The 13,738-nt window shown below is 67.5% G+C and carries 11 protein-coding genes and 3 tRNA genes; 10 read left to right on the forward strand and 4 right to left on the reverse strand.

Annotated elements, in window-relative coordinates:
• The 4 genes from IMZ29_RS16455 to IMZ29_RS16470 form a co-directional block, all read right to left on the reverse strand.
• On the reverse strand, positions 1-194 hold a 194-nt coding region (locus IMZ29_RS16455; RefSeq protein WP_253207197.1), incomplete at its 3' end, for a GTP-binding protein.
• A 52-nt stretch (positions 195-246) separates the two neighbouring features.
• A tRNA-Thr gene (locus tag IMZ29_RS16460) sits at positions 247-321 on the reverse strand.
• Between the two features lie 21 nt (positions 322-342).
• Positions 343-416, reverse strand: a tRNA-Gly gene (locus tag IMZ29_RS16465).
• A gap of 87 nt (positions 417-503) precedes the next feature.
• Positions 504-590, reverse strand: a tRNA-Tyr gene (locus IMZ29_RS16470).
• Between the two features lie 374 nt (positions 591-964).
• On the opposite strand from IMZ29_RS16470, the gene mraZ reads away from it, so the two are divergent.
• Genes mraZ through murC form a run of 10 tightly spaced genes read left to right on the forward strand, consistent with a single transcriptional unit; the run spans position 965 to position 13,724 of the window.
• Positions 965-1,393 carry a division/cell wall cluster transcriptional repressor MraZ gene (mraZ, locus tag IMZ29_RS16475; RefSeq protein WP_216186107.1) on the forward strand — a complete coding sequence of 143 codons (429 nt, stop codon included), beginning with the start codon at positions 965-967 and terminating at the stop codon, positions 1,391-1,393.
• 5 nt (positions 1,394-1,398) lie between these two features.
• Positions 1,399-2,451, forward strand: coding sequence for a 16S rRNA (cytosine(1402)-N(4))-methyltransferase RsmH (gene rsmH / locus IMZ29_RS16480; RefSeq protein WP_216186109.1), 1,053 nt, complete (start codon positions 1,399-1,401; stop codon positions 2,449-2,451).
• Positions 2,451-2,750 (forward strand): cell division protein FtsL, encoded by a 300-nt coding sequence (gene ftsL / locus IMZ29_RS16485; RefSeq protein WP_216186111.1) that lies wholly within the window; start codon positions 2,451-2,453, stop codon positions 2,748-2,750. Before rsmH ends, ftsL begins: the two co-directional genes overlap by 1 nt.
• A 44-nt stretch (positions 2,751-2,794) precedes the next feature.
• Positions 2,795-4,510: a peptidoglycan D,D-transpeptidase FtsI family protein gene (locus IMZ29_RS16490; RefSeq protein ID WP_216186180.1), complete on the forward strand. Its 1,716-nt coding sequence runs from the start codon at positions 2,795-2,797 to the stop codon at positions 4,508-4,510.
• A complete protein-coding gene (murF, locus tag IMZ29_RS16495) occupies positions 4,507-7,320 on the forward strand; it encodes a bifunctional UDP-N-acetylmuramoyl-L-alanyl-D-glutamate--2,6-diaminopimelate ligase MurE/UDP-N-acetylmuramoyl-tripeptide--D-alanyl-D-alanine ligase MurF (RefSeq protein ID WP_216186113.1) in 2,814 nt (937 codons plus the stop codon). Before IMZ29_RS16490 ends, murF begins: the two co-directional genes overlap by 4 nt.
• Positions 7,310-8,479: a phospho-N-acetylmuramoyl-pentapeptide-transferase gene (gene mraY, locus IMZ29_RS16500; RefSeq protein WP_216186115.1), complete on the forward strand. Its 1,170-nt coding sequence runs from the start codon at positions 7,310-7,312 to the stop codon at positions 8,477-8,479. The genes murF and mraY overlap by 11 nt, the downstream gene beginning before the upstream one ends.
• Positions 8,480-8,483: 4 nt before the next feature.
• Complete coding sequence (gene murD, locus IMZ29_RS16505; RefSeq protein ID WP_216186117.1) at positions 8,484-10,001, forward strand: UDP-N-acetylmuramoyl-L-alanine--D-glutamate ligase; 1,518 nt, start codon at positions 8,484-8,486, stop codon at positions 9,999-10,001.
• Positions 10,002-10,012: 11 nt separating this feature from the next.
• On the forward strand, positions 10,013-11,206 hold the full coding sequence (ftsW, locus tag IMZ29_RS16510) for a putative lipid II flippase FtsW (RefSeq protein ID WP_216186119.1): 1,194 nt from the start codon (positions 10,013-10,015) through the stop codon (positions 11,204-11,206).
• On the forward strand, positions 11,203-12,291 hold the full coding sequence (murG, locus tag IMZ29_RS16515; RefSeq protein WP_371820320.1) for an undecaprenyldiphospho-muramoylpentapeptide beta-N-acetylglucosaminyltransferase: 1,089 nt from the start codon (positions 11,203-11,205) through the stop codon (positions 12,289-12,291). Before ftsW ends, murG begins: the two co-directional genes overlap by 4 nt.
• Positions 12,288-13,724, forward strand: coding sequence for a UDP-N-acetylmuramate--L-alanine ligase (murC, locus tag IMZ29_RS16520; protein ID WP_216186121.1), 1,437 nt, complete (start codon positions 12,288-12,290; stop codon positions 13,722-13,724). The genes murG and murC overlap by 4 nt, the downstream gene beginning before the upstream one ends.
• The last annotated feature ends 14 nt before the right edge of the window (positions 13,725-13,738 follow it).

Below are 13,738 nucleotides of genomic sequence, written 5' to 3' on the forward strand. Positions count from 1 at the left end.
GTGTTGATCGTGATGCCGCGCGCCTTTTCTTCCGGCGCTGCGTCGATCTGGTCGTAGCCCTTGGCTTCGCCGCCGAATGCCTTCGACAGCACGGTGGTGATCGCTGCGGTGAGCGTGGTCTTGCCGTGGTCGACGTGACCGATGGTGCCGACGTTCACGTGCGGCTTGGTACGCTCAAACTTGCCTTTTGCCATGGCTGACTCCTGACCTGGGTGCCTGCTGAAAGAGGAACACTGAAACGAAGCGTGGTGCCCATGACGCGGATCGAACGCGTGACCTCTCCCTTACCAAGGGAGTGCTCTACCACTGAGCCACATGGGCAAATCTGACACTACTGAAAGCTGGAGCGGGTGAAGGGAATCGAACCCTCGTCGTAAGCTTGGAAGGCTTCTGCTCTACCATTGAGCTACACCCGCGAGGTCGTTCTACCCAATCCTGCTATCAGTCAATTCTTTTACCGCCCTGCTCGTGTTGGTTAGGCACAAGCAGTTAGTTCTATTCTTTGGTGGACGAGGTTGGATTCGAACCAACGTAGGCGCAAGGCCAACAGATTTACAGTCTGCCCCCTTTAACCACTCGGGCACCCGTCCGAAGAAGAACTAGCGATTATGAAGGTGTTTTTCCGGCTTGTCAATTCCCACTGGGTTTTGAATCGTTTCTGAATTCCTGGCGCAGGTGGGCTCCGAAAAGCCCGAACCGCGTTTCGGGTCAGGGGGCGCATAGTAACAGAAAGAGTGGGGCGTGTCTTGTAACCGCGCTTTCGTGACGACTTTCCTCGCTGAAAACATCCAGTCTCGTGTGCAGGGCCTTGATTCCTATCGCATTTATGTACTAGCGGCGCTTCGGGCGCCGCTAAGTCTTTGTTACTGCTGGAAAAAGTAGCTCAACGCGTATTGACCTGGGTAGGTCGTTCTTTTAGAGTGGAAAAAAGTAGGATTTCGTGAAAAAAAGTGGGGCTAACGCCGTGTTCCAAGGCAGCAATGCACTGACGCTGGATGCGAAGGGGCGGATCTCGATTCCGACCCGGCATCGCGACGCGCTGTTGCAGCAGGCCAACGGCAGTCTCACGCTCACCAGGCACCCGGACGGGTGCCTTTTGGTGTATCCGCGCTCCGTCTGGGAAGCGCGGCGCGAAGAGATCGTGCGGTTTCCGATGTCTGCTCGTGGTCTGCAGCGTCTGCTGCTCGGTCATGCGCAGGACGTCGACATGGATTCGGCAGGTCGGGTGCTGGTGGCGCCCGAGCTGCGCGCGGCGGCCGGGATGGACCGCGACGTCATGCTGATGGGAATGGGCTCGCACTTCGAGCTGTGGGATGCGGACAAGCTCGCCAAGAGCGAGGCGCAGGCCATGGCCGATGGCGTGGGCGATGTACTCAACAATTTTTCATTCTGATCGACGTGACGAACGCTTTCGAACATCGGCCTGTCTTGCTGGGGCCGGCCGTGGCGGCATTGACCGCACCCGAGTTCGACGCCCGCCGGGCGCCGGCCTCTGCGGCCGGCCCCTTGCGCGACGGCATCTGGGTCGACGGCACATTCGGGCGTGGCGGTCACAGCCGGGCATTGTTGGCACAACTGTCGTCGCAGGCGCGCCTGGTCGTATTCGACCGGGATCCTCAGGCGATCGCCGAGGCCGAGCGCCTGGCGGCCGAGGATGCGCGGGTCACGGTCGTGCACGCACCGTTCGCCGCCATGCAGCGCGAACTGTCGTCACGGGGTATTGCGGAAGTCGATGGCGTCCTTCTGGACGTCGGGGTGTCCTCCCCGCAGATCGACGATGCCGAGCGCGGATTTTCATTCATGCGCGACGGCCCGCTGGACATGCGGATGGATACGACGCGCGGCGACACCGCCGCGCAATGGCTGGCGAATGCCAGCGTGGACGACATGCGGGAGGTCATCAGACGCCATGGGGAAGAACGGTTTGCTTTTCAGATTGCAAAGGCGATTGCAGCTCGCCGCGAGAACGGGAGCCTCTCAACTACCCGTGAGCTTGCCGAGCTCGTGGCGGGCGTCGTCCGTACGCGGGAGAAGGGGCAACATCCGGCCACCCGCACCTTTCAGGCTATACGGATTCACGTCAATCGTGAGCTTGCGCAGCTCGCGGGTGCGCTCGCGTCCGCTCTGAATGTCCTGAAGCCGGGTGCGCGCCTCGCCGTGATCAGCTTTCACTCCCTGGAGGATCGGCTGGTCAAGCGCTTCATGGCGGCGGCAGCCAATCCCGGCGCCGACACCGCCCGACTGCCATTGCGCGAGGATGAACGGCCGCAGCCCGTCCTGCGGTTGCGCGGCAAGGTCCTGCCCGACGCCACTGAGGTCGAGGGCAATCCGCGCGCGCGCTCTGCCGTACTGCGCATCGCCGAACGTACCGACATTGCTCTGCCGCCTGGCGGCGCTGCCGTGTATGCCCAGGGTGACACGGCAGTCTTTGCGCAGGGGGTGGATGCCTGATGATCCGCACCGCCTTTGTGCTGAGCGTGGCCATGGTGGGCTGCGCACTGTCGCTGGTGACGAGCCGGTATGAGCTGCGCACCACTGTCGTGCAGCTTGAGCGCGCACGGCAGGACGAGCGCGATCTGGACGTCGAGTGGCGCCAGCTCCAGCTGGATCTGACGGATTACGCGCAGCACGCCCGCATCGATGCGGCGGCACGCCAGGCGCTGGAACTCAAGCCGGTCGAGCATGACCGGCGTCTTTACATTCGGCCGGGCGGCCAGGTTGCCACGCCCATCTCGGGAGCCACGCCGTGATCCGCCTTCCCAGCCGCGGCAACCGCAAGGACAAGTTCGACAAGATGGGCGGGCGCAACACGCCGCGCACGGCGCTGTCGTTCAACCTGCCCGTGCGCCGCGCGCGCTTCGTGCAGTTCATGCTGCTCGCAGGCTTTGCCGTGCTCGCTGCACGGGCGCTGTATCTCCAGGGTCTGACCAACGACTTTCTCCAGCGTCAGGGCGAGGCGCGCTACGAGCGCACCCTCACGCTACCGGCATCCCGCGGCAAGATTCTTGACCGCAACGGGGTCGTTCTCGCATCCAGCGTGCCTGCACGCGCGATCTGGGCCATTCCGGAGGATGTGAACGCCACGCGCGAGCAGATGCGCGAGCTCTCGCGCCTGCTCGAGATCCCGGAGCGGGATCTGCAGACGCGGCTCGATCCGGAGCGCACCTTCGTCTATCTGAAGCGCCAGGTGCCGCTGCAACTGGCCGACGAGATCCGCGCGCTGGGCATCGGCGGCATTCATCAGGAGCGCGAGTCGCTGCGCCTGTATCCGCAGGGCGAGGTGATGGCCCACGTGCTGGGCTTCACGAACATCGACGGCAACGGTCAGGAGGGCGTCGAGCTCGCCTTCAACGATGCGCTGTCGGGCACGGCGGGCAGCCGCCGCGTCATCAAGGATCGCCTGGGCCGCGTCGTCGAGGACGTGCAGATGATCAGCGCGCCCGTGGACGGCGCGGATCTGCGTCTGTCGCTCGATTCGCGTCTGCAGTACCTCGCGTTCAATCACTTGCGCGAGACCATCGATACCTACAAGGCACAGGGCGGCTCGGCCGTGGTGCTGGATGCGCGCACTGGCGAAGTGCTCGCGCTCGCCAATCTGCCGACCTATGACCCGAACCGCCGCGTCGGCCTGACGGGGGCGTCGCTGCGCAACCGCGCCTTCACGGACTCCTTCGAGCCGGGCTCGACGATGAAGCCCTTCTCGGTGGCGCTCGCGCTGGATCAGCGCCGCATCGCGCCGAATTCCGTCTTCAAGACCTATGGCGGGCGCTTCACCTTCGCCGGCCACACCATCTCTGACGTCAGCCGTTCCACCGAGCTCGACGTGACGGGAATCTTGCAAAAGTCGAGCAACATTGGGATGACGCAGATCTCCGAGCGTCTGGCCTCGCGCGACATGTGGAACACGTTCACGGCGCTGGGCCTGGGACAGGCGCCGGCGCTGGGCTTTCCCGGCGTGGCCGCCGGCCGTCTGCGGCCCTGGGAGCGCTGGCGCCCCATCGAGAAGGCCACCATGTCCTATGGCTACGGGCTGTCGGTCTCACTGGTGCAGCTGGCCCGCGCCTACACCGCGTTCGCCCGCGACGGCGACGTGACCTCGATCTCGCTCATCAAGCGCGACAGCGCGCCCACGACCGTGCCGGTGTACACGCCGGAAGTCTCGCGCACCGTGCGTGGCATGCTGGAAGTGGCGGCGGGCTTCGCACGCGCCCAGGTGCCTGGCTACCGTGTGGCGGGCAAGAGCGGCACGGCGCGCAAGATCATCGATGGTCAGTACAGCCGCAGTCGCTACACCGCATCCTTCGTCGGTTTCGCGCCCGTGTCGAATCCTCGCATCATCGTCGCGGTGCGCATCGATGAGCCGGGCGGCGAGTTCTATTACGGTGGTCGCGTCGCCGCGCCGGCGTTCTCCGCCATCATGGGCGGCGCGCTGCGGGTGCTGGGCGTCGAGCCCGATGCGCCGTTCCAGGCGCTGCACGCCGCGGCCGAATCGCAGGCGGCGACCCGATGAGCGCGCGTGACATCCTCGACTGGCTGCGTACCCACGTGGCCGACGGCGCCGATCTGCATCTGGACTCGCGCCGGATCCGTCAGGGTGACGTCTTCGTGGCCTGCCCGGGCACCCTTGCGGACGGCCGCGACCACATCCTGGCTGCCGTCGAGGCGGGCGCGATGGCCGTGGTCTTCGAAGCCGACGGTGCGGCAGATGCCCTGGCCGCGACACTCGCAGGCCAAGGCGTGCCGGCGTTGGCCGTCCCCGCCTTGCGCTCGGCGCTGGGCGCCGTCGCCCACGCCTGGTACGGCGAGCCGTCGGCCACGCTGGCCGTGCTCGCCGTCACGGGCACCAACGGCAAGACGTCGTGCACGCAGTGGCTCGCACAAGCCCTGTCCGCCTCCGGCCGTCCGTGCGGCGTGATAGGCACGCTCGGTGTGTCCTTTCCGGACGGCACGAGCGAATCGACGGGTCTCACGACACCGGACGTCATCGGTACGCATCGGCTGCTGGCGCGCTTGCGCGCCGCCGGGGCCCAGGCCGTGGCCATCGAGGCCTCCTCGATCGGACTCGAACAAGGGCGCATGGATGGCGTGCAGATCGCCGTGGCCGCCTTTACCAACCTCACACGCGACCACCTCGACGCCCATGGCGACATGGTGAGCTACGAGCGGGCCAAAGCGCGGCTCTTCGCCTGGCCCGGCCTGCAGGCTGCCGTCATCAACCGCGATGACGCTGCAGGCGCCCGCATGGCCGACGTCGCCACGGCGCCGGTGCTGGGATACCGCATCGTCACGGCAGAGGGCGTGCCGCAGGACACCGCGCTCGTCGCCGAATCGGTGCAGGCGACGACGGATGGCACCTTGTTCACGCTGCGCATGCGCGAGGAGGGCGCGGCCCTCATCCGTACGCCGCTGCTCGGGCGCCACAACGTCGAGAATCTCCTGGCCGTCGCCGGCGTGCTGCGGGCGCTGGGTTGGCCGCTGCAGCGCGTCGCAGGTGCGCTCGGCGCGCTGACGCCAGTTCGCGGCCGCCTGCAGAGCGTCGGCTTTCCCGGCAGCACCGGCCCGCTCGTCGTCGTCGATTACGCGCACACGCCGGATGCGTTGGCGAACGTGCTCGCGGCCCTGCGTCCGTTGGCCGACGCCCGCCGTGGCCGGCTGGTGTGTCTCTTCGGCTGTGGTGGCGAGCGCGATCCCGGCAAGCGTGGCCCGATGGGCGCCATCGTCCAGGCCCACGCCGACACCGTCGTTGTGACGAGCGACAACCCGCGCAGCGAATCACCGGATGCCATCATCGCTGCCATTCTCGCCGGCATGCTGACGCCGCAGGCCGACACGGTCCGCGTCGAGCCCGATCGCGCGTTGGCCATCCTCGGCGCCGTCTGGCGTGCTCAGCCGGCGGATGTGGTGCTGCTCGCGGGAAAAGGCCATGAGACGACGCAGCAGATCGGCGCCACCTTGCTCCCGTTCGACGATGCCGAATGGGCACGCGTGGCCTTGGCGCTCGCTCGAGCCTCGGCCGTCACCACCGACACGCGTCGCGTGAATACGGACGAAGTCTTCGTCGCGCTCACGGGTGAACGCTTCGACGGTCATGATTTCGTTGCGGCTGCCGCAGATGCCGGGGCGCTGGCCGCCATCGTCGAGCACCCGGTGACGGGCGATGTGCCGCAACTGGTAGTGGGCGACACGCGCCAGGCCCTGCTGCGCATCGGCCAGGCATGGCGTGAACGCTTCACGCTGCCGCTGATCGCCGTGACGGGCAGCAATGGCAAGACGACGACCAAGGAAATGGTCGCGGCGATCCTGGCTGCCTGGCATGGCCGCGACGCCGTGCTCGCCACGCAGGGCAACCTGAACAACGAGATCGGCGTGCCGCTCACGCTGCTGCGCCTGCGTCCCGGTCATCGCGCGGCCGTGGTGGAGCTGGGCATGAATCACCCGGGTGAGATCGCCGTGCTGGCTGCGGCGACTCGTCCCACGATCGCGCTCGTGAACAACGCGCAGCGCGAGCACCAGGAATTCATGCAGTCCGTGCACGCGGTGGCGGTGGAGAACGGTGCGGTGCTGGCCGCGCTGGCCACCGACGGTGTCGCGGTCTTCCCCGCCGACGACGCGCACGCGGCCGTCTGGGAAGAGCTTGCCGACACGCGTGCGCGTCAGCGTTTTGCCGTGTCAGCCCCGGCCGAGGTCGTAGCGCGTGACGTCATCGCCCAGGACGACGGCACCGCGTTCACGCTCGTCGCGCCGCAGGGCGAGGCGTCAGTACGCCTGCGCGTCGCCGGCCGGCACAACCTGCACAACGCGCTGGCGGCTGCCGCCTGCACGCTGGCGGCGGGCTGCCCGCTGTCGGCCGTCGCCGAGGGCCTCGCCGGCTTCTCGGCTGTGCAAGGGCGACTGCAATCCCAGCGACTCGCCGACGGCACCTGGCTGATCGACGATACCTACAACGCCAATCCCGATTCCGTGCGCGCGGCCATCGACGTGCTCGCAGGCCTGCCCGGCCCCCGCGTGCTCGTGCTGGGCGACATGGGCGAGGTCGGCAACGAGGGCCCCGCCATGCATCGCGAGGTGGGGGCCTATGCACGCGAACGCGGCATCGAGCGCCTGGTGGCCATGGGCGAGGCGAGCCGCGCCTGCATCACCGCATTCGGCGACGGTGCCACGCACGTGGCCGATGCCGCTGCAGCGGCAACGTTGCTGCGCACGATGCCCGCAGGGGCGATTCTGGTCAAAGGTTCCCGCTTCATGCGGATGGAGAAGGTGGTGGTGGCATTGCAGCAAGCCCAGGACAGCACAGGCGGAGGGCAGAATCATGCTGCTTGAACTCACGCAATGGCTGGCCAACGAGTGGAGTTTCTTCTCCGTCTTCAGCTACATCACGATGCGTGCGCTCATGGCGTGCGCCACGGCGCTCATCATCGGCCTGGCCGCAGGCCCGTGGGTGATCCGCCGCCTGACCGCGATGAAGATCGCCCAGGCCGTGCGCACGTATGGTCCGCAGACACACCTCGTCAAGAGCGGCACGCCCACCATGGGTGGCGCCCTCATCCTCATCGCCATCGGCATCACCACGCTGCTCTGGGCCGACTGGTCCAACCGCTTCGTGTGGGTGGTGCTGCTCGTGACCTTCGGGTTTGGCTGGATCGGCTGGGCGGATGACTACCGCAAGGTGGTGCACCGCAACCCGGAAGGCATGCCGTCGCGCGAGAAGTTCATGTGGCAGGCCATCATCGGCGTCATCGCCGCTGGCTACCTGACCTTCGCCGTGGCCGCACCGGCCAATGCGGATCTCTGGCCGCTCTTCAAGTCCTGGGTGGCAAGCGGCTTCACCATGCCGCTGCCCGAACGCGCCGATCTCATCGTGCCGTTTTTCAAGAGCGTGAGCTATCCGCTGGGCGTGCTCGGCTTCGCCGTGCTGACCTGGCTCGTGATCGTGGGCACCAGCAACGCGGTCAACTTGACGGACGGGCTGGACGGGCTCGCGATCATGCCGACCGTGATGGTCGGTAGCGCGCTAGGCGTCTTCGCCTACGTCGTCGGCCGACCGGACTACGCCAAGTACCTGCTCTTCCCGCACATCCCCGGCGCTGCTGAACTCATGGTGATCTGCGCGGCACTGGCTGGCGCAGGGCTCGCCTTCCTTTGGTTCAACGCGTATCCGGCCCAGGTTTTCATGGGCGACGTCGGCGCGCTCGCCCTAGGCGGCGCGCTGGGCACGATGGCCGTCATCGTGCGCCAGGAGATCGTGCTCTTCATCATGGGCGGTGTCTTCGTGGTGGAGACCTTGTCCGTGATGTTGCAGGTGACCTGGTTCAAATACACGAAGAAACGTTACGGGACAGGCAGGCGCATCCTGCGCATGGCACCCTTGCATCACCATTTCGAAGTCGGCGGCTGGAAGGAGACCCAGGTCGTCGTGCGCTTCTGGATCATCACCATGATGCTGGTGCTGATCGGCCTGTCCACCCTCAAGCTGCGTTGACCCCATGACCGACGCCATCCCGAGCCCCGTCACCTCCGCCCGCACCCTGGTGCTGGGCCTGGGCGTGACCGGCCTGGCCGCCGCCCGCTGGTGCGAGCGCCAGGGCGTTCCCGTGCGCGTGGCCGATACGCGCGCCCAGACGCCGGCCCTGGCCGATGCGCAGGCGCAGCTCACCCAGGCCGAACTGGTCTTGGGCCAGTCCCGGTTCGAAGCCTCCCTGCTCGATGGCGTGGACCGGGTCGTGGTCAGCCCCGGTCTCGCGCTCGACAGCGACGCTGTGGCGCCGCTCATGCAGGCGGCTCGCAGCGCGGGCATCCCCGTGATCGGCGAGGTCGAGCTCTTTGCCCAGGCGCTTGCCGCCCTGCGCGAAAGCACGGCCTATTCGCCCGTGGTGCTGGCGGTGACGGGCACGAACGGCAAGACGACGGTGACCGCGCTCACGGCCTTGCTGATCCAGGCTGCAGGCCTGCGCGCGCAGGCTGCCGGCAACATCGGCCCGGCCGCGCTCGACGCGCTCCTGGCGGCGCTCGATGCGGGCGAGCTGCCCGAGGTGTGGGTGCTGGAGCTTTCGAGCTTTCAGCTCGAGACGCTTGCTTCGCTCGAGCCCCACGCGTCCGCCGTCCTCAACATCACTGAGGACCACCTCGACTGGCACGGCGGCCTGGAGGCCTATGCGGCCGCCAAGGCGCGCATCTACGCCCATGCCGGCATCGCGATCGTCAATCGTGACGACCCCCGCGTGCGCGCCATGGTCGAACGACTGGATCTGCCGCAGGTGCGCAGTTTCGGCGCTGATGCGCCCGCGCTGGCCGGCGATCTGGGCATCGAGAATGACTTCAGCATGGCCTGGCTGGCCGAATCGGCGATCGACGAGTTCGGCAGCGAACCCGCGCCGCGCCGGCGCAAGGGCGACCCGCCGCCTGCGCGCGCGGAAGGGCGCCTGAACCGTCTGATGCCCGCCGATGCACTGCAGATCCGTGGCCGGCACAATGCCCTGAACGCGCAGGCGGCGCTGCTCCTCGCCCGCAGCATCGGCCTGGCGTGGGCCCCGCTGCTGCGCGCACTGCGTACCTATCGGGGCGAGCCGCATCGCGTCGCCTGGGTCCGCAACGTGGGCGGGGTGGACTTCATCGACGACAGCAAGGGCACGAACGTCGGTGCCACCGTCGCCGCGCTGCAGGGGCTCGGGACCAAGGTCGTGCTGATCGCTGGTGGCGACGGCAAGGGACAGGACTTCTCGCCGCTCGCGCCGGTCGTCGCGCTGCATGCCCGTGCCGTGGTGCTGATCGGGCGCGATGCCGAGCGGCTGCAGTCGGCGCTGGCCACGACCGGGGTGCCGTGCGAGCGGGCCGACGATCTCGTCGTCGCTACCGAGCGCGCGCTGGCGCTCGCCCAGCCGGGTGATGCGGTGCTGCTCTCGCCGGCGTGCGCGAGCTTCGACATGTTTCGCAATTACGTGCATCGGGCTGACGTCTTCGTCGACGCGGTGCAGGAACTGGCGCTCGCGCGCGGGGAGGCCTGACCATGGGCTCGATGGCTCAACCCCGCAGCGGCGGTGGCATCAATGCGGTCCGCCCGGGTCGCACGCGCATGTTGAACTACGATCCGCCGCTCGTCGTGGCCGTGTTCGCATTGCTGCTGTTCGGCCTCGTCATGGTGTATTCGGCCTCGGTGGCCCTGGGCGACGGCCCGCGCTTCACCACCATGGGCCGGGACTATTTCCTGATCCGCCACGGCCTGTTCCTGATGATAGGCCTGGTCCTTGCTGGGTTCGTTTTCACGCTCAGCATGGCGACGTGGCAGCGCCTGGCGATGCCCTTGTTCCTGCTGGCACTGTTCTTGCTGGTGATCGTCCTCATTCCCGGCATCGGCCGGGAGGTCAACGGTTCCTGGCGCTGGCTTCGGCTAGGGTTTGGTTTCAACTTACAGCCCTCCGAAGTGATGAAGCTTGCCGCGGTCGTCTATGCCGCGGATTACACAGTGCGCAAGCAGCTGCACATGCACGAATTCTTCAAAGGATTCCTGCCCCTCGCTTGCGCCATGGCCGCCGCTGGTCTGCTCCTTCTCCTGGAGCCTGACCTCGGCGCTTTCGTCGTGATCGTCGCGATCATGATGGGCATCATGTTCCTGGGCGGGGTCAACGGCAAGCTCTTCGGCGGCCTGACGGCGCTCATGGGCACCTTGTTCCTCCTGCTCATCTGGACGTCGCCCTGGCGCCGTGCGCGCCTTTTCGCCTACCTGGATCCCTGGCACGAGAACAACGTACTGGGCAAGGGTTACCAGCTTTCGCACTCCCTCATTGCGCTCGGTCGCGGTGAGTGGACGGGTGTAGGTTTGGGCGGGAGCGTGGAAAAATTGCACTATCTGCCCGAAGCGCACACCGATTTCATCATGGCTGTAATCGGCGAGGAACTCGGTTTCGTGGGCGTGTTGTGCGTGATGCTGCTCTTCGTCTTCATCATCCGGCGCGGCTTCGACATCGGGCGTCAGGCGATTGCGATGGACCGCACGTTCAGCGGTCTCATTGCCCAGGGCGTGGTGCTCTGGATCGGCGTGCAGACCTTCATCAACATGGGCGTGTGCCTGGGCCTGCTGCCCACCAAGGGCCTGACCCTGCCGCTGGTCAGCTACGGCGGCTCGGGCCTCATCGCCAACATGTGCGCGCTCGCGCTGCTCTTCCGGGTGGATTACGAGAACCGGGTCCTGATGCGGGGAGGGAGGCGGTGAGTACGTCTCCCACGCTCCTCGTGATGGCCGGCGGCACCGGCGGTCACATCATGCCTGGCCTGGCCGTGGCGCTGGCCCTGCGTGAGCGCGGCTGGCAGGTGGCCTGGCTGGGCAATCCGCAGGGCATGGAAGGCCGCCTTGTCCCCACGCACGACATCCCGCTGCATCCCGTGCGTTTCTCGGGTGTGCGCGGCAAAGGGCTGTCCACGCTGGCGCGCCTGCCGATCACCCTGGGCCGTGCCTGCCGCGAAGCCCGCGCGCATCTGCGCCGTGTGAAGCCTGACGTGGTGCTCGGCATGGGCGGCTATGTCGCGCTGCCGGGCGGCCTGATGTCGCGGGTGCAGGGTATCCCGCTGGTGCTGCACGAGCAGAATGCCGTGGCAGGGATGACCAACCGCGTGCTCGCCAAGGTGGCGCGCCGCGTGTTGACGGGCTTCCCGGGCGCGCTCGCGGGTGAGACCACAGGCAATCCGGTACGGGCTGAGTTCGCCCGTGTGGCGCCGCCTGCGCAGCGCTTTGCCGGGCGCAGCGGCCCGCTGCGCATTCTCGTCGTGGGCGGCAGTCTGGGTGCCCAGGCCCTGAACACCGTGGTGCCCAAGGCGCTTGCGCAGTGGCGCGAGCGTGCGCCGTCCGCACCGTCCCCGCAGGTGGTGCACCAAGCCGGCGAGCAGCATATCGACGCCTTGCGCGCGGCCTACGCGGACGCGGGTGTGGCGGCCGATTGCCGGGCCTTCATCGCCGACATGGCCACGGCCTACGCCGAGGCCGACCTCGTGATCTGCCGCGCAGGCGCCATGACCGTGGCCGAGATCGCCGCGGTGGGCGCGCCGGCGCTCTTCGTGCCGTTCCCCCATGCGGTGGACGATCACCAGACTCGCAACGCGTCCTATCTCGTCGATGGGCAGGCCGGATGGCTCTGCCAGCAGACCGCCCTCACGCCCGACTGGCTGGCCGATTGGCTGGCTGCGCGTGATCGCACCGAACTTTCCCTCGTCGCCGAGCGGGCCCGGGCCCGTGCTCGCGTCGACGCCACCGCGCGCATCGCCGATGTCTGCGCCGATCTGATTGCGAGTCCCCGGGCATGAAGCACCGAATCCAGAACATCCATTTCGTCGGCATCGGCGGCGCCGGCATGAGCGGCATCGCCGAGGTGCTGCTGAACATGGGCTATGCCGTGAGCGGCTCGGATCTGGCCGAGACGCCCGTGACCCAGCGCCTGGTCGAGCTGGGCGCGCGCGTGAGCGTGGGCCACGACGCCGCCCACGTCGCCAACGCGCAGGCGCTCGTCACCTCCACGGCCGTCACGCCGAGCAATCCGGAAGTGCTGGCCGCGCGCGCGGCCGGCATTCCTGTGGTGCCGCGCGCCCTGATGCTCGCCGAGCTCATGCGCCTGAAGCGCGGCATCGCCGTGGCCGGTACGCACGGCAAGACGACCACGACCAGCCTGGTGGCCAGCGTGCTGGCGGCAGCCGACCTGGATCCGACCTTCGTGATCGGCGGTCGGCTCAATTCCGCTGGCGCCAACGCGCGCCTGGGGCAGGGCGAATTCATCGTGGTCGAAGCCGACGAATCCGACGCTTCGTTCCTGAATCTGCTGCCAGTGATGGCCATCGTGACGAACATCGATGCCGATCACATGGACACCTACGGCCACGACATCGCCCGTCTGAAGAGCGCGTTCGTGGAGTTCACGCAGCGCCTGCCGTTCTACGGCAGCGCCATCCTGTGCCTGGACGACGCCTGCGTGCGCGAGATCATGCCTTTCGTGTCGCGCCCGGTGGTCACCTACGGCCTGCATCCGGACGCCCAGGTGCGGGCTGTGGACGTGCGTGCGGATGGCCCGGCCATGCGCTTTCGCGTGGAGCGCCGTGGTCATGACGGCGCACCGCTCGAGGTGCTGCTCAACATGCCGGGCGAACACAACGTGCGTAATGCGCTTGCCGCCATCGCGGTGGCGGGCGAGCTCGGGGTGTCGGACGACGCCGTGTGCGAGGCACTGTCGAGCTTCAAGGGCGTGGGCCGGCGCTTTGCCCGCCTCGAGGATCTTCGAGTCCCGGAGGCGCAGGGCGGCGGACACTTCACGCTCATCGACGACTACGGTCATCATCCCGTCGAGATGGCGGTGACGCTGGCTGCTGCGCGCGGTGCCTATCCTGGCCGGCGTGTGGTGCTGGCATTCCAGCCGCATCGCTACACCCGCACGCGGGATTGCTTCGAGGATTTCGTACGCGTGCTCGGCCAGGCCGATGCCGTCCTGCTGACCGAGGTGTATGCCGCGGGTGAGTCGCCCATCGTGGCGGCCGATGGACGCGCGCTCACGCGGGCGATCCGCGTGGCCGGCCGTATCGAGCCGGTCTTCGTGGAGCGCATCGCGGATCTGCCGCAAGGCATCGTGGATTTCGTGCGGGACGGCGACGTGGTGATCGCCATGGGCGCAGGCTCGATCGGTAGTGTGCCGGCCGTGGTGGCCGGGCTGGCGGCTCAGGCAGCGGTGCCGGCCGATGGCGACAAGGAATGATGGACATGGTGAGC

The organism is Verticiella alkaliphila, from assembly GCF_018904615.1.
Classification (GTDB): Bacteria; Pseudomonadota; Gammaproteobacteria; order Burkholderiales; family Burkholderiaceae_B; genus Verticiella; species Verticiella alkaliphila.